Source organism: Xanthomonas sp. BRIP62418 (assembly GCF_003993495.1).
In the GTDB taxonomy this organism is placed as follows: Bacteria; Pseudomonadota; Gammaproteobacteria; order Xanthomonadales; family Xanthomonadaceae; genus Xanthomonas; species Xanthomonas euroxanthea.
Map to the genome: position 1 here is coordinate 1 of NZ_QEZG01000032.1, position 23,970 is coordinate 23,970.

Genomic DNA, 23,970 nt, shown 5'->3' on the forward strand with positions numbered 1-23,970 from the left:
CCACGCAGCCAGGTGAGTTGCCGCTTGGCCAGTTGGCGGGTGGCCTGCACCGCCCTGTCGCGGAACTCAGCCAGGCTACCGGCCCCATCCAGATACTCCCAGGCCTGGCGATACCCCACCGCGCGCAGTTGCGGCAGTGCTCGGAGACGTTCCACTTCGGCCAGGAAATCCTGTGCCAGCATCATGTCCAGGCGTCGTTCGATGCGCGCATGCAGCACTGCGCGCTCGCGCGGTGCCAGTACGACCTTCAGCACCCGCACCGGCAGACGTGGCCCCGGCGGCAGCGCCTGCCAGTAACTGATCGGCTTGCCGCTGATGCGATAGACCTCCAGGGCGCGCTGGATCCGCTGCGGATCGGTGATATGGATGCGGGCAGCGGCGATCGGGTCCACGTCCGCCAGCTGCGCATGCAGCCTGGCCCAACCGAGCTGTTCGGCTTCGGCTGCGATGGCCGAGCGTACCGCCGGATCGGCCTCGGGCAACTGCGACAGCCCTTCCAGCACGGCGCGGAAGTAGAGCCCGGTGCCGCCGGCGAGAATCGGCAGCTTGCCGCGCGCCACGATCTGCCCGATCGCCTGCCGCGCATCGCTGGCGAATTCCGCCGCCGAATAGATCTGCCAGGGATCGCGCAGGTCGATCAGATGGTGTGGCACCGCCGCGCGCATCGCGGCATCCGGCTTGGCCGCGCCGACGTCCAGGCCGCGATACACCAGCGCCGAATCGACACTGACGATCTCGCCGTTCCAGCGCTGCGCTGCCTCCAGTGCCAGCGCGGTCTTGCCGCTGGCGGTCGGCCCCATCAATGCAATTGCCAGCGGGCGTCGGTCGGCCGGCATCAGTCCTCGTCCGGCCAGCGAATGCTCGGTGCCGCAGGCGCGCTCACGCGTGGCAGCGGGATCGCCGCCATTGCGCTCCACACCTTCAAGGCATCCACGGTAGCGGCCACATCGTGCACGCGCAGCACCATCGCACCATGCTGGGCGGCGATCAGGTGCGCGGCGACCGAGCCGTAGACGCGTTCTGCGGCGACCTGGCGCCCGGTCAGTTCACCGATGCTGCGCTTGCGCGACAGCCCGGCCAGGATCGGCAGGCCGAACTCCTGCAGGCGCTGCAACTGCGCCAGCACGGTGAGATTGTGCGTGGTGGTCTTGTCGAACCCGAATCCCGGGTCGAGGATCAACCGGCGCTTGTCGATACCGGCCATTTCCGCCGCGAAGATGCGCTCGGCCAGGAAGCGATGCACCTCGGCCACCACGTCGTCGTAATGCGGCGCGTCCTGCATCGCATGGGGTGCGCTGCGTGCATGCATCAACACCACCGGCACCCGCAGTTCGGCCGCGGCATCCAATGCGCCGGGCGAGCGCAGCGCGTGCACGTCGTTGATCATGCCGGCGCCGGCCGCGACCGCCGCGCGCATCACCTCCGGCTTGAAGGTATCCACACTGATCGGCACGCCGGTGTGCTGCACCAATGCCTGGATCACCGGGATCACGCGCTGCAGCTCTTCGTCCAGCGATACCGGGGTTGCCCCCGGACGGGTGGATTCGCCGCCAATATCCAGCAGCGCAGCGCCCTGCTCGACCAGGCGCAGGCCATGCGCGATGGCAGCCTCGCAACTGGCGTGCTGGCCGCCATCGGAAAACGAATCCGGGGTGACGTTGACGATCCCCATCACCTGCGGCGCGTCCAGTCGCAGTTCGCGACCGGCGCAATCCAGCTTGAGGGCGGTGTCGAACATCGGTGGTGTCTCCTTGGAGGGGTTGCGGTAGGGCGTGGTCGGCGATGTGGCCGTATAACGCATCAAGGCCGGGAATCGCTTCCCGGCCTTGATGAATGCTTCTGCAGCTGACCGATGCGGGCGTTACAGCTGCTCGGCTGGCCCGGCAATCGGCGCCAACGGACGCGGGCTGCCCTTGTCGTTGTTGTTGCCGCCGTCCTTGTCGGACTTGCCCCAGCCGGCCGGCGGCGGCGGCTCGCGGCCTTCCATGATGGCGTCGATCTGCGGCACGTCGATGGTCTCGTACTGCAACAGCAGCTGCGACATCGCGTGCAGCTTGTCCAGGTTCTCGGTGAGGATGGCCTTGGTCTTGCTATAGGCCTTGTCCAGGATCGAGCGCACCACTTCGTCGATCATGCGCGCGGTTTCGTCGGAGACGTTCTTGTGCTGGGTCACCGAACGACCCAGGAACACCTCGTCTTCCTCCTCACCGTAGGCCACTGGGCCCAGCTCGTCGGACAGGCCCCACTTGGTGACCATGTTGCGCGCCATCTTGGTCGCACGCTCGATGTCGTTGGACGCACCGGTGGTGACCTTGTCGCCGCCGAAGATCAGCTCCTCGGCCACGCGGCCGCCGTACAGCGAGCACAGCTGCGACTCGATCGCTACGCGGTTCATCGAGTAACGATCACCTTCCGGCAAATACATCGTCACGCCCAGGGCGCGACCGCGCGGAATGATCGTGACCTTGTAGACCGGGTCATGCTCGGGCACCAGACGGCCGACGATTGCATGGCCTGCCTCGTGGTAGGCGGTGAGCGTCTTTTCGTCTTCGCTCATGGCCATCGAGCGGCGCTCGGCACCCATCAGGATCTTGTCGCGGGCACGGTCGAAGTGGTCCATGCGGACTTCCTTCTCGCTGCCGCGCGCGGCAAACAACGCTGCCTCGTTACACAGGTTGGCCAGGTCGGCACCGGAGAAGCCCGGCGTACCGCGTGCGATGACCATCGGCACCACGTCGTCGGCCAACGGCAGCTTGCGCATGTGCACCCGCAGGATCTGTTCGCGCCCCTTGACGTCCGGCAGGCCGACCACGACCTGGCGATCGAAACGGCCCGGACGCAGCAGCGCAGGATCCAGCACGTCGGGGCGGTTGGTCGCAGCGATCACGATCACACCCTCGCCGCCCTCGAAACCGTCCATCTCGACCAGCAACTGGTTCAGAGTCTGCTCGCGCTCGTCGTGTCCACCGCCCAGACCAGCGCCGCGGTGACGGCCAACGGCATCGATTTCATCGATGAAGATGATGCAGGGCGCATGCTTCTTGGCCTGCTCGAACATGTCGCGCACGCGGCTGGCGCCAACGCCCACGAACATCTCGACGAAGTCGGAACCGGAGATGCTGAAGAACGGCACCTTGGCCTCGCCAGCAATCGCCTTGGCGAGCAACGTCTTGCCGGTACCCGGCGGGCCGACCATCAGCACGCCGCGCGGAATCTTGCCGCCCAGCTTGGTGAACTTGGTCGGGTCGCGCAGGAAGTCGACCAGCTCGCTGACTTCTTCCTTGGCCTCGTCGCAACCGGCAACGTCGGCAAAGGTAATCTTGACCTGGTCCTCGCCCTGCAGCTTGGCGCGCGACTTGCCGAAGCTCATCGCGCCCTTGGCACCGCCACCACCGCCCTGCATCTGGCGCATGATGAACAGCCAGAAGCCGATGATCAGGATGACCGGCAGGAAATTGAGCACCAACGACCAGAAACCCGGCCCGGTGGAGGGCTTCTGGCGGGTCATTTCGATGTTCTTGCTGTACAGCACGTCGACCAGCTTGTCGTCGCGCGGCCCGTACACGGTGGCTTCGCTGCCGTCGGTGCGCTTGAAGCGGATCGCGTTGACCGCCAGATTGGTCTCGTCTGTGTAGTCCACCGATTTGACGCGCCCGGCATCCACTTCCTTCAGGAACTGGGTGTAGGTAATCGCGTCGGGGCCGACACCGCCCGCCATCCGCGGCGAGAAGCTCTGGAAGACGACCATCAGCACAACCGCGACGACCACCCACAACAGCAGATTCTTGGTCAAGTCGTTCATCCTCATTGGCTCCGGTGCCCTCTACTCTTCAATTCTTGAAACACGGTGGTCATTGGCAGCTTACTTGATCTGGGCACGCTTGCCCTGACCGAGCGCATAAACTTCCGGGGAGCGCTTGCGCGAGGCCGCCGGTTTGCGAATCGTCACCTTGTCATAGCGGCGGCGAAGCTCACGAATGTAGTCGTCGGACCCGACGCCCTGGAACAACTTGATCAGGAACGCCCCGCCCGGTTTGAGGTGGATATCGGCGAATTCCATCGCCAGTTCCGCCAGGTGCATCATCCGCGGTTGGTCGACCGCGTCCATGCCACTCTTATTGGGGGCCATATCGGACAGCACAAGGTCCACCGGCACATCGCCCAGCATCGCCTCGAATTCCGATAGGACGGTTTGCTCCCTGAAGTCGCCGTGAAGGAACTCCACCCCGGCCAGCGGCGGCATCTCCAGGATATCCAGCGCCACCACCCGGCCGCTGTCGCCCATGGACTTGCGTACCTGCTGCGACCAGCCGCCCGGCGCCGCGCCCAGGTCGACCACCACCATGCCCGGCTTGAGCAGACGGTCGCGCTGGAGCAGTTCTTCCAGCTTGTAGGCCGCGCGCGAGCGCATGCCTTCGGCCTGCGCCTTCTTGACGAACGGATCGGCGAAGTGTTCCTTGAGCCAGCGCTGGCTGCTTTTACTACGGGAAGGCATCGGCAAAGGGGTCTGAACGGGTCGCCATGATACCCTGAACACCCTTTGCTTCCCTTTGATCCTGCATGTCCATTGTTCTCACCTCCGCCCAGAACCGTTTCCTGCGCGGCCAGGCCCACGATCTCAAGGCACTGCTGCAGACCGGGGGCAAAGGGGTCACGCCGGCATTTCTGGCCGAACTCGAGGAAGTGCTCGAGCGCCACGAACTGATCAAGGTGAAGGTGACATCGGAGGATCGCGAGGCCCGTGACGCCATGATCGCCGAACTGACCCAGCACACCGGCAGCGCGCTGGTGCAGCGGATCGGCCATGTCGCCATCCTGTACCGCCCCAGCAAGGAAAAGCGTCAGATCGTGCTGCCGCGCGGCTGACAGACGAGTTCGCCATGCCTTTAAGCCAGGAACACCCCGACTACACCTATGCGCTGCGCGCGGCCGATGGCCGCCATGCCAAGGTGAACGACCAGATTCTGCAGCGCAGCTTCATCCTGATGCCCGACGAGCTGGTGGAAGGCTGGCCGGTGCCCGGCCTGGCGCAGCTCCAGGTCGCGCATATGGACGCGGTGCTGGCACTTGCCCCGGCGGTGATCCTGCTCGGCACCGGCGAGCGGCAGCAGTTTCCGAAGACGGACGTGCTGGCAGCCTGCCTGACCCGCGGCATCGGCCTGGAAGCGATGACCAATGCGGCCGCCGCACGCACCTACAACGTGCTGGCCAGCGAAGGCCGCCGGGTGGCGCTGGCAATGATTCTGGAAGGCCGGGATTAGGGATTAGGGATTGGGGATTCGCAACTGCGGGCTGGAGCAGATATCGCTCTCATGCCAGCAGCAGCAGCGACACCTCAAGCGAGCTCAGGCCGGTAGAACGCACCTTCCACGCGGCACCATCAGCCCAGCGCCGTTGCCGTTGCGAATCCCAAATCCCGAATCCCCAATCACTTCCTAGGCAGATACAACAGCGGATCCACCGGCTTGCCGTTGTAGCGGATCTCGAAGTGCAGCATGTCGCGGGCAGCGCCGCTGCGGCCCATCTCGGCGATCTGCTGGCCGGCCTTGACGCTCTGGCCTTCGTTGAGCAGGCGCTTGCGGTTGTGCCCGTAGGCGGACAGCCACTGGTCGTTGTGCTTGATGATGATCAGCTCGCCGTAGCCGACCAGGCCGGCGCCGGAGTACACCACCACGCCATCGGCGGCGGCGCGCACTGCCTGCCCGCTGGCGCCGGCGATGTCCACGCCCTGTTTGGTGGTTTCGCCGGTGACGAAGGTGCCGACCACCACGCCATCGGCCGGCCAGCGCCACGGAAATCCACTGCTGACCGGCGCTGCGACCGGGGCACTCGGGCGCGGCGGAACCACCGTGCCGGCAGTGGAGGTGCTGCCGCCAGGCTTGCTGGCCCCGGGCGGGTAGAGCTTGAGGGTCTGGCCGGGATAGATGGTGTTCGGCGAGGACAGGCCATTCCAGGCCGCCAGATCAGGCGCGGTGATGTTGGTGCGGCGCGAGATGGCGTACAGCGTGTCGCCGCGCTGGACGGTGACGGTCGCGCCCGGGCGCGGCACCGACGGACGTGGCGCCGCTGACGGACGTGCAGACGCCGAACCGCCGCCGGCTCCGGGCGAACGCACCACCGTGGCGCTGCTGCAGGCGGCCAGCCCGGTGGCCACTGCGAGCAGGACTGCTGTCTTACATACCGAATTCATCTGCAACTTGCTCATCCGTTGGTTGTCTTCCACGCCAGCCACCCTGCTCCCACTGCCAGCACGGCCATGGCCACCCAGCCCAGCGGCTCGATCCAGCGATGCAACGCGGCTTCGGCACGCGCTCCACCCAGCCGGATCGCGCCGGCCACCAGGTACACGCGCTTGCCCCGCCCCACCAGCATGCTGGCGATGAAGGGCAGGATCGGCACGCCGACCACGCCCGAGGCCCAGGTAAAGATCTTCAGCGGAATCGGGGTGAAGCCCACCAGCACCAGCGCCCAGAAGGCCTTCCACGGCGAATCGGCGACCAGCGTGCGCAGGGTTTCGATCTGCGCCTGGATCTTCGCGCTCCAGCCCAGCCATTCGATCAGCGGCGACAATGCGGCAAAGGCGAAATGGCCCAGCAGATAGCCGACCAGCGCGCCGCAGACCGAGCCGAGCAGGCTCAAGGTGGCGAACCACAACGCGCGCCTGGGTTCGGCCAGCGACATCGGCGCCAGCATCACCTCCGGCGGCACCGGGAAGATGAAGCCCTCCACGAAACTGAGGCCGGTCAGCAGCGCCGGAGCGCGGCGATTGCGCGACCAACGAATGGCCACGTCGTACAACGGCCCGAAGATCTTCATCGAGGAACTCTCATGGATTCAATCCAGCATGCCCGACAACAGCGGGACGAACGTGACCGGCGCCAGAACCTGCTGTTCGATCGCGCCGTCGGCAGCGCGCGTGAGCTGCACCAGCGACTGCGACGAGGCGCCACCGACCGGGGCGACCAGCCGTCCGCCGACCGCCAGCTGATCGACCAGCGCATCGACCAGTGCCGGGGCGGCGGCGGTGACCACGATGGCATCGTAGGGGCCGTGTTCAGGCCAACCAATGCGGCCGTCGTCGTGCTTGCTGCGCACATTCATGCCCAGATGCCGGAAGCGCTTGCGCGCCTGCCGTAGCAGGTCGCCGATGCGCTCGACCGTGTACACCTCCAGCCCCAGCGCGGCCAGGATCGCGCCCTGGTAGCCGGAGCCGGTGCCCACTTCGAGCACCCTGGTCGGGCCGACCTGCAGCACCGCCTCGGTCATCCGCGCGACCACCCAGGGCTGCGAGATGGTCTGGCCATGGCCGATCGGCAGGGCGGTGTCTTCGTAGGCGCGCGAGGCCAGCGCTTCGTCGATGAACAGATGGCGCGGCACCGTGCGCATCGCGTTGAGCGTGGCTTCGTCCTGGATGCCGGCCTCGCGCAGGCGCTCGACCAGCCGGTCGCGCACGCGTTGCGAGGTCATGCCGATCCCGACCGATTCCGGTTGCAGGCGTAGCCTGGGCGTCATGCCGGGGTATCCAGCGCGGCGGTCAACCCGCCCACCCAGCCGGCCACCGTCTCCAACGCCTGATAGCGGGTCAGGTCGACATGGATCGGGGTGATCGAGATATGCCCGGTACGCACCGCGTGGAAGTCAGTGCCGGGGCCGGCATCCTGCTCCGGCCCGGCCGGGCCGATCCAGTACACGGTGCGGCCGCGCGGATCGCGCTGCGGCACGCAGGGCTCGGAACGATGGCGGTTGCCGAGCCGGGTGACCTCGAAACCGAGCACATCCGACCAGGCCAGATCCGGCACGTTGACGTTGAGGATGGTGTTGGCGGGCAACGGGTCGGCCTTCAGCCGCGCCACGATCTCCACCGCCGCGCGTGCGGCGCTCTGGTAGTTGTGCGCCTCATGGTTGTGCGTCACCAGCGACACCGCCACCGCCGGCAGGCCGAGGAAGCGGCCTTCCATCGCGGCGGACACGGTGCCCGAATAGATCACGTCATCGCCGAGATTGGCCGAGTTGTTGATGCCGGACACCACGATATCCGGCTCGTAATCGAGCATGCCGGTCAGCGCCAGATGCACGCAGTCGGTCGGCGTGCCGGCCACCGCGCAGGTCTGCGCGTCGATGCGGCGGGTGCGGATCGGCACATCCAGCGTCAGCGAATTGCTGGCGCCGGAGCGGTCGCGGTCGGGCGCGACCACCATCACTTCATGACCGGCATGGCGCAGCGCCTCGGCCAAAATCTGGATGCCGGGGGCGTCGACACCGTCGTCGTTGCTAACCAGTACGCGCATGGGACTCCTCGGAAAACCGGGCCATGATACCGGATGCGTCCGCGCCCTTCGCGCTTGATCTTCGCTTGCACCTGAGGTTGGGCACGTTACGCTGTGACCATGTCGCATCCAGAAGACGAAGACGACGGCGCGCTGTTCCGCGCAGCGATCGGCGCGGTCAAGCCGATTCGCGAGGTCGCCCCACCGGCCAATGCCAAGCCGCGCCCCAAGCCGCGCGCGCGCATGGCCGAGCGCGACGACGCCGAAGCGCACACCGAATTCGCACGCCTGCTGCGCGACAGCGCGCCACTGGAAGCCGGAGATACCGCCAGTTACCGACGCGAGAATCTTCCCACCCGATTGTTTCAACGGCTCAAGCGCGGGCAGTTCTCGATCCAGGACGAGCTGGATCTGCATGGCGCCACCGCCACGCAGGCCGAATCCCTGCTGCGGCAGTTCCTGCTGGAGGCACATGCGCACGACCATGGCTGCGTGCGCATCATCCACGGCAAGGGGCTGCAGTCGGACAACGGTGCGCCGGTGTTGAAGAACCTGATGGATCGCCTGCTGCGTCAACGCAATGACGTGCTGGCGTTTCATTCGGCGCCGGCCACGCAAGGTGGCACCGGGGCGTTGCTGGTGTTGCTGGCACGGCGTTAGGGCCGATCGGGTGGTGGGTCGCCGATGTGGATTGCAGGCATGCGCTTGTGCGACGGACGGGCTATCGGGAAAGCCCGTCGCGGCCGGGTCCGCTCCTACGGGGTGGCGTGTTTGCCGGGTGGCTGACGACCACCGGGCAGGCCTAGGCGTCGGAACGCGGGCCGGTGTTGAGACGGCCGGCGTCACTGACCTCGCCGAGCTCCCACAGCACCGCGGTGGCGTAGCAACCGGGCGGCAGTGCGAATTCGAGCTCCAGGCTGTGTGCATCCAGCCAGCGGAACTCCAGCTGTTGCGGACGCAGGCGCAGTGCGCGGCGCTCCTGCTTCAGGCCCGCTGCTTCCAGGCCGCGGCGCAGCGCGTCGGATTGCGGATCGGACAAGGCGCCCTGCTCCACCGCCGCGGCCTGGCCGGTTGAACGCAGCTCGCCGGCACCCCACAACGGCCCGCTGGGATGGATATCGAAGCGCGCCAGGCGCTCTGCCAGTTCCTCGCTGAACGGCTCGGGGCCGAATACGCTGCGCGAGCCGTCCAGCATCCACGCCTCGCCCTCCAGTGCGGTGTCCCAGGTGCCCTGCCCCACGCGTGCGCTGAGCACTCGATTGAACAACGCCGAGCGCGCCGCCGACAGCAGCATCGAGCGCTGATCGTTGCGCAGCCGCCGCCTGGATGCCGGCGCCGCTGACAACGTGCCGTCAGCATTGGACTGGTAGCCGAACATCGCCAGCGCGGAGGCCACGTTGCCCCCATCGCGACCGAAACGCTGTTCGCCAAACCAGTTCGGAATACCGCGCGCGGCGATCGCCTGCAGGCGTTGATCGATCGCAGCGCGCTCGCCTTCCACCTGGCGCAACGTCAACACGAAACGATTGCCCAGCAGTGCGCCGCGTTGCAGCTTGCGGTTGTGCCAGGTGCTGTCGATGACCTGCATCTCGTCGTCATCGAGCGTGGCGAGCTCCGGCGCGATGCGCTTGGGCAGATGCACGCTGAAGCGCTGCGTGGTCACCGCATGGCGGTCCTTCAGGCCGGCGTAGCTGACGCCCATCTCGGCGATCCCGGCCCAGTGCGCGAGTTTCTTCGCGATATGGGCGGTGTTCTGCCCACGCTTGCGGATGGTGAGCAACAGGTGTTCGCCCTCACCGGAGGGCTCGAAAGCCGGCAGCTCGTCGACCTGAAAATCGTCGGGCGTGCTGCGCATTGCCGCGCCAAGGACCGCAGCGCCATGCGCACGTGGCAGAACAGAGGTGTCGCTCATGCTGTGATTTACCTTCGCGCCGACAGGTCGTGCGCTGTATGCCGAATGCCTCGGCGCGGTGATGTCGCGTTGCAACGCCAAGATGAGCCCGGCGCGGGCAACCGCGATGTGGAACGGCTAGAAACCTGGCCGGCAGTGGTCAGATGCGTGTGGACGGTGCATGCAGGGCATGCGTGATGAGCGCTGTGCTGCCCCATCGCCAGGCACCCTCCGTGCCCGGCCGGCGGTGGGCACCGGCCTTGCCGGCTGCGGTTATGCAGCGATCTTGCCAAGCAATACCGCCGCCTGCGCCGCAATGCCCTCGCTGCGGCCGGTGAAGCCGAGTTTTTCGCTGGTAGTGGCCTTGACGCTGACCGCATCGAGCTCGATCGCCAGCAGGCCGGCAATGCGTTCGCGCATGGCCAGCGCATGCGGGCCGATCTTGGGACGCTCGCAGATCACGGTGACATCCGCATTGCCGACACGCCAGCCACGCTCACGCAGCAAATGATCGCAATGCTGCAGGAACTGCGCGCTGTCGGCATCCTTCCAGCGCGCATCGGACGGCGGAAAGTGCTGCCCGATATCGCCCAGCGCCAGCGCACCCAGCATTGCATCGCACAGCGCATGCAGCACCACGTCGCCATCGCTGTGCGCAAGCACGCCATGGCTGTGCGCGACGCGCACGCCGCCCAGCATCACGTGGTCGCCCGCGCCGAACGCATGCACGTCGTAGCCCTGACCGATTCGAAAATTGAAAGACATGGAAAATCCGTGGTGAGTGAGAGTGCCCAACAACAGGGAGCAAGCAGTCGTTTAGGTCGGCATGGACGCTGCAAACAGACCGCAGTGTACGAGTGGCCTACACGGCCGGTTCCGCAAACCGGCCTCGCAATCGTTCGACAGCCGCCCTAACGCGTGTTGAGGTCGTGATTGGCATCGGCAACCACCGCATCGTTGCGTGTGGCCACCAATTCGGCGTCCACCGCCACGCCGCGACGCGCGAGCTCGAATTCAAAGCGCGCCAGATCCGTTGGCGTGGTCACCTTGAAGTTGTCTTCGGCACCTTCCACCAGCAACGGGCGCAATCCCAGCCGCTCCATCGCCATCGCCTCGTCGGTCACGTCCACGCCGGCGGCCGACGCTTCGGTCAGGCCGCGGATCAGTTGATGGCGACGAAACAGCTGCGGGGTCAGCGCGCGCCACAGCCGCTCGCGCGGTTCGGTGGCATCGATGCCGCCATCGTCGCCGGCACGCTTGAGGGTGTCGCGCACCGGTGCAGCCAGGATCGCGCCGACCGGATCGCCGCGGCCGATTTCCAGCAGGCGCTCCAGGTCGGCCAGGCCGAGATTGGGCCGCGCGGCGTCGTGCACCAGCACAAAGTCATCGGCGCGCACGCTCTCGGGCAAGGCCAGCAATCCGGCCAGCACCGATGCCGCACGTGTCCCGCCGCCGACGCAGGTCAGCACCGGCTTGGCCTGCACCGACGTCCAGCCCGGCCAATCCGCATCGTCGGGCGCGATGGCCACCACGATGCCGGCCACCACCGGATGCGCGGCAAGCGCCGCCAGCGTGTAGGCCATCAGCGGTTGCCCGGCGGCGGGCAGATATTGTTTGGGGGTCTGCCCGCCAAAGCGCGTGCCGCGCCCGGCGGCCGGCACGATCGCCCAGATCGAACCGGTCATGGCTGTTCCGCCGGCGCGTCGGGCTCGACGGGTGCGGCCGACGGCGCGGCCACCGCGGGCGGCAGCGGCGGTGCATCCTCGACCACGCGATAGAACGTCTCGCCCGGCTTGATCATGCCCAGCTCGCTGCGCGCGCGTTCCTCGATTGCCGCCTCGCCGTCCTTCAAATCCTTCACCTCTGCTGCCAACGCCTGGTTGCGTTGGCGCAGACCTTCGTTGTCCTGTGTCTGATGCGCGACCTGAGCTTCCAGCATCATGACTTCGCCGGAATTCCCAGGCCCGAACCAGAAGCGGTACTGCAGCCAAGCCAGCAGCACCGCCAGCACCAGCAGTAGCCAGCGCCAGTTGCGCACGGCTTATCGCTTGATCGAAACGAACGCGTCGCGGCCGGCGTAGCGTGCGCCGGAGCCCAGCGCCTGCTCGATGCGCAGCAACTGGTTGTACTTGGCGACGCGATCGCTGCGGCACAGCGAGCCGGTCTTGATCTGGGTGGCGGTGGTGGCCACGGCGATGTCGGCGATGGTGGTGTCTTCGGTTTCGCCCGAACGGTGCGAGACGATCGAGGCATAGTTGGCCGCGTGCGCCATCGCGATGGCCTCCAGCGTCTCGGTCAGCGTGCCGATCTGGTTGACCTTGATCAGGATCGCATTGGCGGTGCCCGAGTCGATGCCCTGCTTGAAGATCTTCGGGTTGGTGACGAACAGGTCGTCGCCGACCAGCTGCACCTTCTTGCCGACGCGGTCGGTGAGCAGCTTCCAGCCGGCCCAGTCGTCCTCGGCCAGGCCGTCCTCGATGCTGATGATCGGATACTGCGCGACCCAGTCGGCCAGGAAGTCGACGAACTGCTCGCTGGTCAGGCGCTTGTTCTCGCCGACCAGGTTGTACTTGCCGTTGTCGTAGAACTCGCTGGAAGCCACGTCCAGGCCCAGCAGCACGTCTTCGCCCGCGGTGTAGCCGGCCTTGCCGATCGCCTCGAGAATGGTGTCCAGCGCTTCGACATTGCTGCGGAAGTCCGGCGCAAAGCCGCCTTCGTCGCCGACTGCCGTGCTCAGGCCGTGGCCCTTGAGCACCGACTTGAGCGCGTGGAAGATCTCGGTACCGGCACGCAGCGCTTCGGAGAACGAGCTGCAACCGACCGGCAGCACCATGAACTCCTGGAAGTCGACGTTGTTGTCGGCATGCGCGCCGCCGTTGATGATGTTCATCATCGGCACCGGCAGCGCCACGTCCGATTCGGTGATGGTGGACAGGTACTGCCACAACGGCTGCTTGCGCGAGGCTGCCACGGCATGCGCGGCGGCCAGCGAAACACCCAGCAGCGCATTCGCGCCCAGGCGGCCCTTGTTCTCGGTGCCGTCCAGATCGATCAGGCGGCGGTCCAGGCCCTGCTGGTCGGCGGCATCGAAGCCCTTCAGCGTCTCGGCGATGGTGCCGTTGACGTTCTGCACCGCGTGCAGCACGCCCTTGCCCAGGTAGCGGGTCTTGTCGCCATCGCGCAGTTCCACCGCTTCCTTGGTGCCGGTCGAGGCGCCCGAGGGCACGGCGGCGCGGCCGAACGAGCCGTCGTCCAGCGTGACTTCGGCCTCCAGCGTGGGATTGCCGCGGGAGTCGAGGATTTCGCGGGCGAGGATCTTGGCGATAGTGGTCATAGGTCGATCGGTTACCAGTAAGGGGGAAGGACACCGGAAACAAGCTGCCGGATTATCGCCGCAGGACTGCGGCTTGCCAAATGGCGAGATCAAGCGGCCGCCGCGATGGCGACACGTCAGGACGCCGGAGCAGCAGGTGGGCGGCAGTACGGACTGCGCAGTGCAGCGGTGTCAGCTGCAGCTGCCACGCGCCGCACCGCTGTGCGAACACCGGCACCACATCCGCATCCGCGGCGCTAACGGACCACGCAGCAGCGGCCGCGCGCGCCACCGCATTGCCTGATCAGACGCCTTGTTCGAGAAAGCCGTGGCGCTTGGTGATGGTGTCCAGCGCCAGCAGTGTCTCCAGCAGGGCTTCCATCTTGTCCAGCGGCCAGGCGTTGGGGCCGTCCGACAAGGCCTTGGACGGGTCCGGATGGGTTTCGGCAAACAGGCCGGAAATGCCCACCGCCACCGCGGCGCGCGCCAGCACCGGCACGAATTCGCGCTGGCCGCCGGAACTGCTGCCCTGCCCGCCCGGCAGCTGCACCGAATGGGTGGCATCGAACACCACCGGGCAACCGGTATCGCGCATCACGCTCAGCGAGCGCATGTCGCTGACCAGATTGTTGTAGCCAAACGAGGCACCACGTTCGCAGACCATGATCTGTTCGTTGCCGGTCGACTTGGCCTTGTCCACCACCGGCTTCATGTCCCATGGCGACAGGAACTGGCCCTTCTTGATGTTGACCGGCTTGCCGGCGGCACAGACGTTCTTGATGAAATCGGTCTGGCGCACCAGGAAGGCCGGGGTCTGCAGCACGTCGACGACGGCGGCGACCTCGTTCATCGGGGTGTATTCGTGCACATCGGTCAGCACCGGCACGCCGATCTGCCTTTTCACCGCTTCCAGCACCTTCAGGCCTTCTTCCAGGCCCGGGCCGCGGAAGCTGGTGCCGGAGGTGCGGTTGGCCTTGTCGAAGCTCGACTTGAAGATGAAGTTGATCCCCAGCTTGCCGGTGATCTCCTTGAGCTTGCCGGCCACGTCGAGCTGCAGCTGCATCGACTCGATCACGCAGGGGCCGGCAATCAGGAACAACGGCTGATCCAGGCCGACGTCGAAGTCACAGAGTTTCATCAGGTCACCTTATTGATTGAGCCCCTCTCCCGTCGGGAGAGGGGTTGGAATGAGGGGGCGATTGCAACGCGCTGGTGAAGCCCGATGGCTTGCCCAGGCCGGCGCATGGCGACGCGTTCGCCATGGCTGCCATCTTCCAGTGCGTTGCGGCACCCACTCATTCGGCACGGCGCGCCCGCGTCTCCCGCAGGGAGAACAAGCGGCTCACGCACGCGCTTCCTTCAGCAGTTTTCCACCCGCCTTCTTCTCGCGCGCGGCGCGCACGAAGCCGATGAACAGCGGATGCCCGTCGCGCGGGGTAGAGAGGAATTCCGGATGCGCCTGGCAGGCCAGGAACCACGGGTGCGTTTCGCGCGGCAGCTCCACCATCTCCACCAGCGTGTCGTCCATCGACTTGCCGGAGATCACCAGGCCGGCGTCTTCCAGCTGGGTGCGGTAGCGGTTGTTGAACTCGTAGCGGTGGCGATGGCGTTCGGCGACCACGTCCTTGCCGTACACCTCGCGCGCCAGCGTGCCCGGCTTGAGCCGCTGCTCCTGCAGACCCAGGCGCATGGTCCCGCCCAGGTCGGATTTCTCGTCGCGCTTTTCCACTTCGCCGGTGGCGGTGCGCCATTCGGTGATCAGGCCGATCACCGGGTGCGGCGACTGGCGATCGTTCTCGGTGCTGTTGGCTGCGTCCAGGTCGGCCACGTGGCGGGCATAGTCCACCACCGCCGCCTGCATGCCGTAGCAGATGCCGAAATACGGCACCTTGTGCTCGCGCGCGTATTTGGAGGTCAGCACCTTGCCTTCGAAGCCACGGTCGCCGAAGCCGCCCGGCACCAGGATGCCGTCGATATCCTGCAGCGCCGCCATGTCGCTGCCTTCCAGGTCCTGCGCTTCCAGCCACTTCAGGTTGACCTTGGTGCGCTGGCGCAGACCGCCGTGACGCAGCGCTTCGGCCACCGACTTGTAGGCGTCCTGGTGGTCGACGTACTTGCCGACCACGGCAATGGTGACCTCGTCCAGCGGATGCTTGACCGCATCCACCACCGCCGCCCATTCGGACAGATCGGGCGCAGCCACCTTGTCGCGCAGCTTGAACTGATCGATGACCAACTCGTCCAGTCCCTGGCGACGCAGTTCCAGCGGCATGCCGTACAGCACGTCGATATCGGGGCAGCTGATCACCGCGCGCTCGGAGACGTTGGTGAACAACGCGATCTTGCGGCGCTCCGAATCCGGAACCGCCTGCTCGGAACGGCACAGCAGCACGTCCGGCTGGATACCGATCGAGCGCAGTTCCTTGACCGAGTGCTGGGTCGGCTTGGTCTTCAGCTCGCCAGCGGCGGCGATGTATGGCACCAGCGTGAGGTGCATGAACATGGCCTTTTCGGCGCCCCGCTCGGTGCGCACCTGGCGGATCGCCTCCAGGAACGGCAGCGACTCGATATCGCCGACGGTGCCGCCGATCTCGATCAGCGCCACGTCGAAGCCGGCGGTGGCCTCGTCGATGCAACGGCGGATCTCGTCGGTGATATGCGGGATCACCTGCACGGTGGCGCCCAGGTAATCGCCACGACGCTCCTTGCGGATCACGTTCTCGTAGATGCGGCCGGTGGTGACCGAGTTCTTGCGCGACAGCCGCGTGCGCACGTAGCGCTCGTAGTGACCCAGGTCCAGGTCGGTCTCGGCGCCGTCGTCGGTGACGTAGACCTCGCCATGTTGGAACGGGCTCATCGTGCCCGGGTCCACATTGATGTAGGGGTCCAGCTTCATCATCGTGACCTTCAGGCCACGCGCTTCCAGAATGGAGGCAAGCGAAGCGGCGGCAATGCCCTTGCCTAGCGAGGACACTACGCCGCCGGTAACAAAAATCAGGGGGGTCATGGGGCTTGGAGCCTCCCGGAAAGCCATAGTTTAGCGGGTGACGGGCGAATGCCCAAGGGTTGCGTGACGATCATGTCGTCACAGCGGCGAAAGCGGCGCTGCGCCTGGAGCGCAAATGCAGACGCCCCGGCCAAGGCCGGGGCGTCTGTGTGGCGTGGCGCCGACTCGCACTGGCGTCAGCGCGCCGGCTTTTCTTCTTCCTCTTCCTCGCGCGGGGCGGCGTCGGCCTTGGGCTTGTGCGCCGCGGCGGCGGCACGGCGTTCGGCCTTGCGCTCGGCTTCAGTCTTGGCCTTGGCGTCGTCGGCCTTCTGCGCGCTGGCGCCGGTGCCCTGCCCGGTCTGCTGCGGGGCCGCCTGGGCCAGGGCAGGAAGCGCGGCCACTGCGGCAGCACCGAGGGTGAGCATCAGGATGTGCTTGAACTTCATGGTGTCCTCCGGTTTCGGTGACATCCTCAGGTGGGGACGTTTGGTTCCGAATCCAACGCCAGGGTATCCAGCCGCACCCCGCCCTGCACTGAACGTCGGTCGCGTGCAAAAAATCGGCCCAGCCCCCACACTTGCGCGTCGTTTCACGTGCCAACGAGATGCATGAACACCCGTTATAACGCCGCCGATATTGAAGTGCTGTCGGGCCTGGACCCGGTCAAACGCCGCCCTGGCATGTATACCGACACTGCGCGCCCGAACCACCTGGCGCAGGAAGTAATCGACAACTCGGTCGACGAGGCGCTGGCCGGTCATGCCAGGCAGGTCGAAGTGACCCTGTACAAGGATGGCAGCTGCGAGGTGTCCGACGACGGCCGCGGTATGCCGGTGGACATGCATCCGGAAGAAAAGATTCCCGGTGTCGAGCTGATCCTGACCCGGCTGCATGCCGGCGGCAAGTTCAGCAACCGCAACTACACCTTCTCCGGCGGCCTGCATGGCGTGGGCGTGAGCGTGGTCAATGCGCTGTCGACCAAGGTCGAGCTGTTCATCAAGCGCGAAGGCAGCGAGCACCGCATGGAGTTCCGCGACGGCCACGCCGCGTCCAAGCTGGAAGTGGTGGGCACCGTCGGCAAGAAGAATACCGGCACGCGGCTGCGCTTCTGGGCCGATCCCAAGTACTTCGACACGCCCAAGTTCAACGTGCGCGCGCTGCGCCACCTGCTGCGCGCCAAGGCGGTGCTGTGCCCCGGCCTGACCGTCAAGCTGCACGACGAGGCCACCGGCGAGCAGGACAGCTGGTACTTCGAGAACGGCCTGCGCGACTACCTCAAGGGCGAGATGGCCGCCCACGAGCTGCTGCCGGCCGACCTGTTCGCGGGCAGCCTGAAGAAGGACACCGAGATCGTCGACTGGGCCGCGGCCTGGGTGCCGGAAGGCGAGCTGGTGCAGGAAAGCTACGTCAACCTGATCCCGACCGCGCAGCACGGCACCCACGTCAACGGCCTGCGTTCGGGCCTGACCGATGCGTTGCGCGAGTTCTGCGACTTCCGCAACCTGCTGCCGCGCGGGGTCAAGCTGGCGCCGGAAGACGTATGGGACAGGGTCACCTTCGTGCTCAGCCTGAAGATGACCGACCCGCAGTTCTCCGGGCAGACCAAGGAGCGCCTGTCCTCGCGCCAGGCCGCCGGCTTCATCGAAGGCGCCGCGCACGATGCCTTCAGCCTGTACCTGAACCAGAACGTGGAGATCGGCGAGAAGATCGCGCAGATCGCCATCGACCGCGCCAGCGCGCGGTTGAAGACCGAAAAGCAGATCGTCCGCAAGAAGGTCACCCAGGGCCCGGCCCTGCCCGGCAAGCTGGCCGACTGCATCAGCCAGGACCTGTCGCGCACCGAATTGTTCCTGGTCGAGGGCGACTCGGCCGGCGGCTCGGCCAAGCAGGCGCGCGACAAGGATTTCCAGGCGATCCTGCCGCTGCGCGGCAAGATCCTCAACACCTGGGAAGTGGCTTCGGGCAGCGTGCTGGCCTCCGAGGAAGTGCATAACCTGGCGATCGCGATCGGCTGCGACCCGGGCAAGGACGACATCACCGGGCTGCGCTACGGCAAGGTGGTGATCCTGGCCGATGCGGACTCGGACGGCCTGCATATCGCCACCCTGCTGACCGCGCTGTTCCTCAAGCATTTCCCGGCGCTGGTTGCCGCCGGCCATGTGTTCGTGGCGATGCCGCCGCTGTTCCGCGTGGACGTGGGCAAGCAGGTGTTCTATGCGCTGGACGAAGAGGAAAAGACCACACTGCTGGACAAGATCGCGCGCGAGAAGATCAAGGGCCAGGTCAGCGTCACCCGCTTCAAGGGCCTGGGCGAGATGAACCCGCAGCAGCTGCGCGAATCGACCATCCATCCGGATACGCGTCGCCTGGTGCAGCTGACCATCGACGATGGCGAACAGACCCGCTCGCTGATGGACATGCTGCTGGCGAAGAAGCGCGCCGGCGATCGCAAGCAGTGGCTAGAGACCAAGGGCGATCTGGCGTCGCTGGAAGTTTAAGAACCTCTGGAAAGAGTGAAGGCCCTAAAGGTCAAGCCCCCTCTCCCGTCGGGAGAGGGGTTGGGGTGAGGGTAGGTGCGAAGCCACCGGGTAAGTAACCGCCTGAGGCTGCGCCCCCGTACCCTCATCCGCCCCTGCGGGGCACCTTCTCCCGCGGGGAGAAGGGAGTGTCATCGGTTTTCTTTTAGGTCGATGCCTATTTCAGCAGACTGCCCAAACCTCACCCTCTGGGTCAGACGGCTGCCTGCCGCGGCACAGACGGCGCCATGCCAGGCATGCGGCGTCGGCCGACGCGACACATGTGCCTTTGTGCACATCCATCGGGCGCCACCGGGGGCCTAGCATCGTCGCTCCCCTGCCGAACGTCCGATGCTCATGTCCTTTTTTCTCCGCGCCAGCCTGCTGGCCTGCGTCCTGCTCAGCGGGACGGCGCTGGCCGATGCGCCCGACAAGACCGATGCAAAACCCGATACCAAATCCGATACGGCTGCGGCCAAACCCGCGCCACTGCCGGCCGATGCCAGCGTGCGGCAAAGCACGCGCGTGGCCGGGCGCTCGCTGAGTTACACCGCAACCGTCGGCACGCTGCCGGTGCGCGACGCGCAGGGCAGGACCACCGGCGAAGTGGTGTTCACCGCCTACACGGTCGATGGCAAGGACCGCCCGGTGACCTTTGCATTGAATGGCGGGCCCGGCGCGTCGTCGGTCTATCTGAACATGGGCGCGATCGGGCCCAAGGTGGTCGGCTTCGGCGCCGAAGGCGACAGCGCGTCCGCACCGGCGACCTTGCGCGACAATCCGGGCACCTGGCTGGACTTCACCGACCTGGTATTCATCGACCCGGTCGGCACCGGCTTCAGCCGCGCGCTCATCGGCGACGACGAGGCCAAGAAGCAGTTCTACAACCCGCAGGCCGACGTGGAATATCTCTCGCGCGTGATCTACGACTGGCTGCTGAAGAATCGCCGCCTGCAGACGCGCAAGTATCTGGTCGGCGAAAGCTATGGTGGCTTCCGCGGACCGCGCATCACCCAGTACCTGCAGACCCGCCTCGGCGTGGCCATGAACGGCGTGGTGCTGGTGTCGCCGTACCTCAACCCGACCCTGGACGACAACAGCGATGTCTCGCCGCTGGCGTGGATGCTGACGCTGCCCTCGATCGCCGCCGCGCATCTGGAGCGCCAGGGCCAGCTCAGCGACACGGCGATGCGCCAGGTGATCGACTACACCCGCGGCGACTATGCGGTGGCGCTGATGAAGGGCCGCACCGACCCGCAGGCCACCGAGGCGATGCTGCAACAGGTCGCCCGCATGACCGGACTGGACGCGACCTATGTGCGCCGCTCCGGCGGACGCCTGGAAACCCAGGCATACCTGCGCGAGGTGTTCCGCGACAAGGGCGAGCTGGGCAGCCGCTACGACTCCAACGTGACCGCGTTCGACCCCTTCCCCAACGATCCGGAGCAGCGCGCCAACGATCCGCTGCTGGACAGCATCATCGCGCCGACCACCACCGCGATGGTGGACTTCGTCACCCGGATCGTCGGCTGGAAAGTCGATGCCCGCTATCAGGCGATCAATTACGAGGTCAATACGGCGTGGGAATGGGGCGATGAACTGCGCAAGGGCGCGGTGACGCAGCTGCGTCAATCGGTGGCGATCGACCCCAAGCTGCGTGTACTGATCGCACATGGCTGGAACGATCTCTCCTGCCCGTTCATGGGATCGGTGCTGACGGTGGACCAGATGCCGGCGATGGGCGACCCCACGCGCGTGCAGGTGCGCGAGTATCCCGGCGGTCACATGTTCTACAACCGCCCCGACAGCCAGGCCGCGTTCCGCAACGACGTCAAGGCGCTGTACGAAACCCGCTGAGCACAGCCATCGCCGGCCGCACACGCGGCTGGCGATGCAGCACACCGACGGCGCGTGCGTACCAACCCGTCGCCAAGCCACCGGCAAAGCCAATAGTGGTTTCGGGCCGCCACACATGTGACTTGCCCGCGTCAACGTTCAACACCACTCGCTGCCGTCGAGATTCAAATCAACCGAACAAACCAAAACGCGCACCCGCTGTTACGAATCCCGAATCCCGAATCCCGACTCCCCATTCCTCACTCCCGATTCCCCATTCACAACGCCCCAGGCGCCACAGCTCGCACATTCCACCCCAGCCACTCGTAGACCCGATAACGCGCAATGCCCAGATACTCGTGCAGGGCGACATCGGCCACGGTGAAGTTGTAGCTCTGCGGCAACCACGCCCAGGACGCGGTCAGCCAGTCCGACCGTACCGGCGTGGCATCGATACCGAAATGGCGGAAATACAGTTCGGCGCGCCGCAGATGCGTGGCCGAGGACACCAGCACGACGCGGTCGGGGCGGTACGCGCGCAGCAGTGGCTGGCTGAACTGCGCGTTCTGCCAGGTGTTCATGCTGGACGGTTCCATGATCAGGTCGGCCTGATCGATCCCGAGCCCGATCAGCACCTTTCGGTACACCACCGCCTCGGACAGGCCCAGCCCGCGCGCGTCGCCGCCACTGATCTCGATCTTGCAGTCGCCGCCGTGCGCACGGCACTGCCGGTACAGCCGCGCCGATTCGACGATGCGGCCATAGGCGAACATGTTGGACTCGGCGGTGGCGTCGGGGCCATCCGGCCGCACCGTCCCTGCGCCCAGCAGCACGATCATGTTGCGCGCACGCCAGTCGTTGAAGTCGTTGACGCCGGTCTGCTGCAAGCCGTGCAGCATCCAGCTCGCCAACGGGCCGCAGCCCACCAGCAGCAGCAGGGCCAGCGTGGCCGCCGCCAGCGCACGCGCACTGCGCAGCCAGCGCCGGCGGCCGATCAACCAGGACAGCAGGAACAGCACGCACACCAGCGCAAGCATCATCGGCGCGTTTCCTCAGGCAGGACGCGTTGGGATATCAGGGTCGAACCGGATGCCCTGCAACCGGACGCCCTGCAGTCGGCGCGCATGCTCGCCGACCGAGGTGACCATCGCGCGACATCGCTCAGGTCCAGCCGAACCACTCGAAGCAGCGCAGGATCACATACGCCACGCCGCCCGCGGCCGGGATGGTCAGAATCCAGGCCCAGACGATGCGCTCGATCACGCCCAGCCGCAGCGAGCGCGGATTCTTGGCAAAGCCCACGCCCATGATCGCGGTGGAAATGCTGTGCGTGGTCGACACCGGCATGCCGAAGTGCGCGGCCACGGTGAGCACGGTGGCCGAGCTGGTTTCCGCGGCAAAGCCGTGGATGGGATGCAGCTTGACCATCTTGTGGCCGAGCGTCTTGATGATCTTCCAGCCGCCCGAGGCGGTGCCCGCGGCCATCACCACCGCACAGGTCAGCACGATCCACATCGGAATGCCGGCGCCTGCGGCCAGCCCGGTGCCCGGATGCAGGAACGACAGCCAGCCCGGCAGCTCGTCCAGTGCACCGGCCGACTGCGCGCCGATCAGGGTCATGGCGATGATGCCCATGGTCTTCTGCGCGTCGTTATGGCCGTGGGCATAGCCCATGTAGGCGGCCGAGGCGATCTGCGCCTTGCCGAAGAAGGCATTGACCCAGCGCGGACGTGCCAGCCGCCCGATCGGCCCGCCCAGCCTGGCCATGCCGGCGATGATCGCCCACAGCAGCAGCATCACCACGATACCGAGCAGGAAGCCGGCGATCGGCGAGGTGATCATCGGCACGAACACCTTCCACAACAGGCCCTTGTTCTTGGCCCAGTTGCCGATGTTTTCCGACCAGATCAACGCGTTCCAGTTGTTGTGCGCGGCCGCCAGGCCGGCGCCGCACAGCCCGCCGATCAAGGCGTGCGAGGACGATGACGGCAGGCCCTTCCACCAAGTGATCAGGTTCCAGATGATCCCGCCCAGCAGCGCGCACAGGATCACCTGCGGGGTGACCTCGACCACCTCGGTGTTGAGCAGGCCGGAGGCGATCGTCAGCGCCACCGCGGTGCCGGTGAGCGCCCCGATCAGGTTCATGCCGGCGGCCAGCATCACCGCCCAACCCGGCGACAGCACCTTGGTGGCGACCACGGTGGCGATGGAGTTGGCGGTGTCGTGGAAGCCGTTGATGAACTCGAACACCAGCGCCGCCAGGATCACCACCAGGACTAGGGTAAGCACGCGGCGACCTCAGCTGTTCTTCAATACGATCTGGTACACCACCACCCCGGCCTCGCGGCAACGGTCGATGGCCTTTTCCAGGATCTCGAAGAATTCCTTGAGCAGGAACATCTGCAGCGTGTCCAGGCGGCCGGAATAGATGTCGCGGTACAGCTCGAGCATCAGCCGGTCGGCTTCGTTTTCCAGCATGCGCAACTTGTCGTTGAGCGCGGTCATGCGATCGATGTTCATGTGTGGCAGGTCGGTCACCATCTCCACCACCACCGCGGCGGCCTGTTCCAGCATCGCCGCGCGCGGGGCGAAGTCGATGTGCTCCAGGTGCTTGGTGGCCAGCGAGTACCGGTCGGCGAACTTCTCGACCTGCTTGGGAATCTTGTACAGCGCCGACCCCAGCGCCTCGATGTCCTCGCGTTCGATCGGGGTCATGAAGCTGTCCACCAGCGCCTGGCCGATCTTGTCGGAGGCGGCGCGTTCGCGCAGGCGGGCCAGCTTGAAGGCGTCCAGCGCGGGTTGGCGGTCGGACGTGCGCATCATGGCGTGCAAGGCCTTGGTGCTGTCGTAGGCGGCCTGCGCCGCTTCGTTCAGGAGCGCATAGAACTGCTTGCCGGAACCGAAGATGGTCTGCAACGAGAACATGGGTGGAGAACTTCCTGCCGTCGAGGGAGAGACGGACGCCAAGCGCGAATTATGACCGTTCCATGACCTGTCTGGATATCTCGGCGCCACAAGTAGCCTTCACATCGGCATTTCCCGGCTCGAATCACCCTGTGGTTTGCTAACATGCTCCCGCGCCCTCGGGTGCACCCTATGGAAGACGACCCTATATTCCCCCGTTGCCGCCCCGCCCTTGTGCGCGCCGGCCAACCCAGTGC

24 protein-coding genes are annotated in these 23,970 nt (G+C 66.2%); 5 read left to right on the plus strand and 19 right to left on the minus strand.

The annotated features are described in order from the left end of the window. From miaA to rlmE, 4 genes are all read right to left on the minus strand, one after another. Nucleotides 1-836: tRNA (adenosine(37)-N6)-dimethylallyltransferase MiaA (miaA, locus tag EO174_RS07535; protein WP_126943478.1), on the minus strand; the 836-nt coding region annotated here is incomplete at its 3' end. After that, nucleotides 836-1,738: a dihydropteroate synthase gene (folP, locus tag EO174_RS07540; protein ID WP_126943481.1), complete on the minus strand. Its 903-nt coding sequence runs from the start codon at nt 1,736-1,738 to the stop codon at nt 836-838. The genes folP and miaA, both read right to left, overlap by 1 nt. A gap of 123 nt (nt 1,739-1,861) precedes the next feature. Next, nucleotides 1,862-3,802, minus strand: coding sequence for an ATP-dependent zinc metalloprotease FtsH (gene ftsH / locus EO174_RS07545; protein WP_164739312.1), 1,941 nt, complete (start codon nt 3,800-3,802; stop codon nt 1,862-1,864). A 60-nt stretch (nt 3,803-3,862) separates the two neighbouring features. Beyond that, on the minus strand, nt 3,863-4,495 hold the full coding sequence (gene rlmE / locus EO174_RS07550; protein ID WP_104648526.1) for a 23S rRNA (uridine(2552)-2'-O)-methyltransferase RlmE: 633 nt from the start codon (nt 4,493-4,495) through the stop codon (nt 3,863-3,865). 65 nt (nt 4,496-4,560) lie between these two features. On the opposite strand from rlmE, the gene yhbY reads away from it, so the two are divergent. Together yhbY and EO174_RS07560 are read left to right on the plus strand one after the other, a co-directional pair. Then, nucleotides 4,561-4,866, plus strand: coding sequence for a ribosome assembly RNA-binding protein YhbY (yhbY, locus tag EO174_RS07555; RefSeq protein ID WP_104582892.1), 306 nt, complete (start codon nt 4,561-4,563; stop codon nt 4,864-4,866). Between the two features lie 14 nt (nt 4,867-4,880). After that, nucleotides 4,881-5,261, plus strand: a complete 381-nt coding sequence (locus EO174_RS07560; protein ID WP_104582891.1) for an Mth938-like domain-containing protein — start codon at nt 4,881-4,883, stop codon at nt 5,259-5,261. Between the two features lie 167 nt (nt 5,262-5,428). Here EO174_RS07560 and EO174_RS07565 read toward each other — a convergent pair whose 3' ends face one another. Genes EO174_RS07565 through surE form a run of 4 tightly spaced genes read right to left on the minus strand, consistent with a single transcriptional unit; the run spans nt 5,429 to nt 8,288 of the window. Next, nucleotides 5,429-6,205 carry a peptidoglycan DD-metalloendopeptidase family protein gene (locus tag EO174_RS07565; protein WP_164740122.1) on the minus strand — a complete coding sequence of 259 codons (777 nt, stop codon included), beginning with the start codon at nt 6,203-6,205 and terminating at the stop codon, nt 5,429-5,431. Continuing rightward, nucleotides 6,202-6,816 (minus strand): YqaA family protein, encoded by a 615-nt coding sequence (locus EO174_RS07570; protein WP_104648524.1) that lies wholly within the window; start codon nt 6,814-6,816, stop codon nt 6,202-6,204. The genes EO174_RS07565 and EO174_RS07570 overlap by 4 nt, the downstream gene beginning before the upstream one ends. Before the next feature lie 18 nt (nt 6,817-6,834). Further along, a complete protein-coding gene (locus EO174_RS07575) occupies nt 6,835-7,512 on the minus strand; it encodes a protein-L-isoaspartate(D-aspartate) O-methyltransferase (protein ID WP_104582889.1) in 678 nt (225 codons plus the stop codon). Next, nucleotides 7,509-8,288 carry a 5'/3'-nucleotidase SurE gene (gene surE, locus EO174_RS07580; protein WP_104582888.1) on the minus strand — a complete coding sequence of 260 codons (780 nt, stop codon included), beginning with the start codon at nt 8,286-8,288 and terminating at the stop codon, nt 7,509-7,511. The genes EO174_RS07575 and surE overlap by 4 nt, the downstream gene beginning before the upstream one ends. A gap of 99 nt (nt 8,289-8,387) precedes the next feature. Here surE and EO174_RS07585 point away from each other — a divergent pair, with 99 nt between their 5' ends. Continuing rightward, nucleotides 8,388-8,927 (plus strand): Smr/MutS family protein, encoded by a 540-nt coding sequence (locus tag EO174_RS07585; protein ID WP_164739314.1) that lies wholly within the window; start codon nt 8,388-8,390, stop codon nt 8,925-8,927. Nucleotides 8,928-9,069: 142 nt separating this feature from the next. Here EO174_RS07585 and truD read toward each other — a convergent pair whose 3' ends face one another. The 8 genes from truD to EO174_RS07625 form a co-directional block, all read right to left on the minus strand. Continuing rightward, complete coding sequence (truD, locus tag EO174_RS07590) at nt 9,070-10,179, minus strand: tRNA pseudouridine(13) synthase TruD (RefSeq protein WP_126943487.1); 1,110 nt, start codon at nt 10,177-10,179, stop codon at nt 9,070-9,072. Nucleotides 10,180-10,431: 252 nt separating this feature from the next. After that, a complete protein-coding gene (gene ispF, locus EO174_RS07595) occupies nt 10,432-10,923 on the minus strand; it encodes a 2-C-methyl-D-erythritol 2,4-cyclodiphosphate synthase (RefSeq protein ID WP_104582885.1) in 492 nt (163 codons plus the stop codon). A 146-nt stretch (nt 10,924-11,069) separates the two neighbouring features. Continuing rightward, on the minus strand, nt 11,070-11,843 hold the full coding sequence (ispD, locus tag EO174_RS07600; RefSeq protein ID WP_126943490.1) for a 2-C-methyl-D-erythritol 4-phosphate cytidylyltransferase: 774 nt from the start codon (nt 11,841-11,843) through the stop codon (nt 11,070-11,072). Further along, nucleotides 11,840-12,196 carry a cell division protein FtsB gene (ftsB, locus tag EO174_RS07605; RefSeq protein WP_016904016.1) on the minus strand — a complete coding sequence of 119 codons (357 nt, stop codon included), beginning with the start codon at nt 12,194-12,196 and terminating at the stop codon, nt 11,840-11,842. The genes ispD and ftsB overlap by 4 nt, the downstream gene beginning before the upstream one ends. Nucleotides 12,197-12,199: 3 nt before the next feature. Continuing rightward, entirely contained in the window at nt 12,200-13,492 is a 1,293-nt protein-coding gene (gene eno, locus EO174_RS07610; protein ID WP_104582883.1) for a phosphopyruvate hydratase, read from the minus strand. 283 nt (nt 13,493-13,775) lie between these two features. Continuing rightward, a complete protein-coding gene (kdsA, locus tag EO174_RS07615; RefSeq protein ID WP_126943493.1) occupies nt 13,776-14,609 on the minus strand; it encodes a 3-deoxy-8-phosphooctulonate synthase in 834 nt (277 codons plus the stop codon). A gap of 204 nt (nt 14,610-14,813) precedes the next feature. Further along, entirely contained in the window at nt 14,814-16,478 is a 1,665-nt protein-coding gene (locus EO174_RS07620) for a CTP synthase (protein ID WP_104582881.1), read from the minus strand. Between the two features lie 176 nt (nt 16,479-16,654). Beyond that, a complete protein-coding gene (locus tag EO174_RS07625; RefSeq protein WP_164740123.1) occupies nt 16,655-16,903 on the minus strand; it encodes a hypothetical protein in 249 nt (82 codons plus the stop codon). 162 nt (nt 16,904-17,065) lie between these two features. Between EO174_RS07625 and parE the strand changes: the two genes are divergently transcribed. Next, a complete protein-coding gene (parE, locus tag EO174_RS07630; protein WP_104582880.1) occupies nt 17,066-18,955 on the plus strand; it encodes a DNA topoisomerase IV subunit B in 1,890 nt (629 codons plus the stop codon). Nucleotides 18,956-19,330: 375 nt separating this feature from the next. Further along, nucleotides 19,331-20,830 carry a S10 family peptidase gene (locus tag EO174_RS07635; protein ID WP_126943496.1) on the plus strand — a complete coding sequence of 500 codons (1,500 nt, stop codon included), beginning with the start codon at nt 19,331-19,333 and terminating at the stop codon, nt 20,828-20,830. Between the two features lie 257 nt (nt 20,831-21,087). Here the strand turns inward: EO174_RS07635 and EO174_RS07645 are convergent, their stop codons facing one another. The 3 genes from EO174_RS07645 to EO174_RS07655 all read right to left on the minus strand — a co-directional run bounded on the left by EO174_RS07645 (nt 21,088) and on the right by EO174_RS07655 (nt 23,734). Next, complete coding sequence (locus EO174_RS07645; protein WP_126943502.1) at nt 21,088-21,849, minus strand: YdcF family protein; 762 nt, start codon at nt 21,847-21,849, stop codon at nt 21,088-21,090. Between the two features lie 121 nt (nt 21,850-21,970). Then, nucleotides 21,971-23,098, minus strand: a complete 1,128-nt coding sequence (locus EO174_RS07650; RefSeq protein WP_104582878.1) for an inorganic phosphate transporter — start codon at nt 23,096-23,098, stop codon at nt 21,971-21,973. A 9-nt stretch (nt 23,099-23,107) separates the two neighbouring features. Next, nucleotides 23,108-23,734 (minus strand): DUF47 family protein, encoded by a 627-nt coding sequence (locus EO174_RS07655; protein ID WP_104532321.1) that lies wholly within the window; start codon nt 23,732-23,734, stop codon nt 23,108-23,110. Nucleotides 23,735-23,970: the final 236 nt, after the last annotated feature.

Coding starts and splice junctions, on each gene's coding strand:
- ispD (WP_126943490.1), bottom strand. CDS start 11,843: ATGACCGGTTCGATCTGGGCGATCGTGCCGGCCGCCGGGCGCGGCACG.
- folP (WP_126943481.1), bottom strand. CDS start 1,738: ATGTTCGACACCGCCCTCAAGCTGGATTGCGCCGGTCGCGAACTGCGA.
- ftsH (WP_164739312.1), bottom strand. CDS start 3,802: ATGAACGACTTGACCAAGAATCTGCTGTTGTGGGTGGTCGTCGCGGTT.
- EO174_RS07655 (WP_104532321.1), bottom strand. CDS start 23,734: ATGTTCTCGTTGCAGACCATCTTCGGTTCCGGCAAGCAGTTCTATGCG.
- EO174_RS07645 (WP_126943502.1), bottom strand. CDS start 21,849: ATGATGCTTGCGCTGGTGTGCGTGCTGTTCCTGCTGTCCTGGTTGATC.
- eno (WP_104582883.1), bottom strand. CDS start 13,492: ATGACCACTATCGCCAAGATCCTCGCCCGCGAAATCCTCGACTCCCGC.
- EO174_RS07570 (WP_104648524.1), bottom strand. CDS start 6,816: ATGAAGATCTTCGGGCCGTTGTACGACGTGGCCATTCGTTGGTCGCGC.
- EO174_RS07625 (WP_164740123.1), bottom strand. CDS start 16,903: ATGAAGTTCAAGCACATCCTGATGCTCACCCTCGGTGCTGCCGCAGTG.
- EO174_RS07635 (WP_126943496.1), top strand. CDS start 19,331: ATGTCCTTTTTTCTCCGCGCCAGCCTGCTGGCCTGCGTCCTGCTCAGC.
- truD (WP_126943487.1), bottom strand. CDS start 10,179: ATGAGCGACACCTCTGTTCTGCCACGTGCGCATGGCGCTGCGGTCCTT.
- EO174_RS07560 (WP_104582891.1), top strand. CDS start 4,881: ATGCCTTTAAGCCAGGAACACCCCGACTACACCTATGCGCTGCGCGCG.
- yhbY (WP_104582892.1), top strand. CDS start 4,561: ATGTCCATTGTTCTCACCTCCGCCCAGAACCGTTTCCTGCGCGGCCAG.
- EO174_RS07575 (WP_104582889.1), bottom strand. CDS start 7,512: ATGACGCCCAGGCTACGCCTGCAACCGGAATCGGTCGGGATCGGCATG.
- ispF (WP_104582885.1), bottom strand. CDS start 10,923: ATGTCTTTCAATTTTCGAATCGGTCAGGGCTACGACGTGCATGCGTTC.
- EO174_RS07620 (WP_104582881.1), bottom strand. CDS start 16,478: ATGACCCCCCTGATTTTTGTTACCGGCGGCGTAGTGTCCTCGCTAGGC.
- rlmE (WP_104648526.1), bottom strand. CDS start 4,495: ATGCCTTCCCGTAGTAAAAGCAGCCAGCGCTGGCTCAAGGAACACTTC.
- parE (WP_104582880.1), top strand. CDS start 17,066: ATGAACACCCGTTATAACGCCGCCGATATTGAAGTGCTGTCGGGCCTG.
- EO174_RS07585 (WP_164739314.1), top strand. CDS start 8,388: ATGTCGCATCCAGAAGACGAAGACGACGGCGCGCTGTTCCGCGCAGCG.
- kdsA (WP_126943493.1), bottom strand. CDS start 14,609: ATGAAACTCTGTGACTTCGACGTCGGCCTGGATCAGCCGTTGTTCCTG.
- EO174_RS07565 (WP_164740122.1), bottom strand. CDS start 6,205: ATGAGCAAGTTGCAGATGAATTCGGTATGTAAGACAGCAGTCCTGCTC.
- surE (WP_104582888.1), bottom strand. CDS start 8,288: ATGCGCGTACTGGTTAGCAACGACGACGGTGTCGACGCCCCCGGCATC.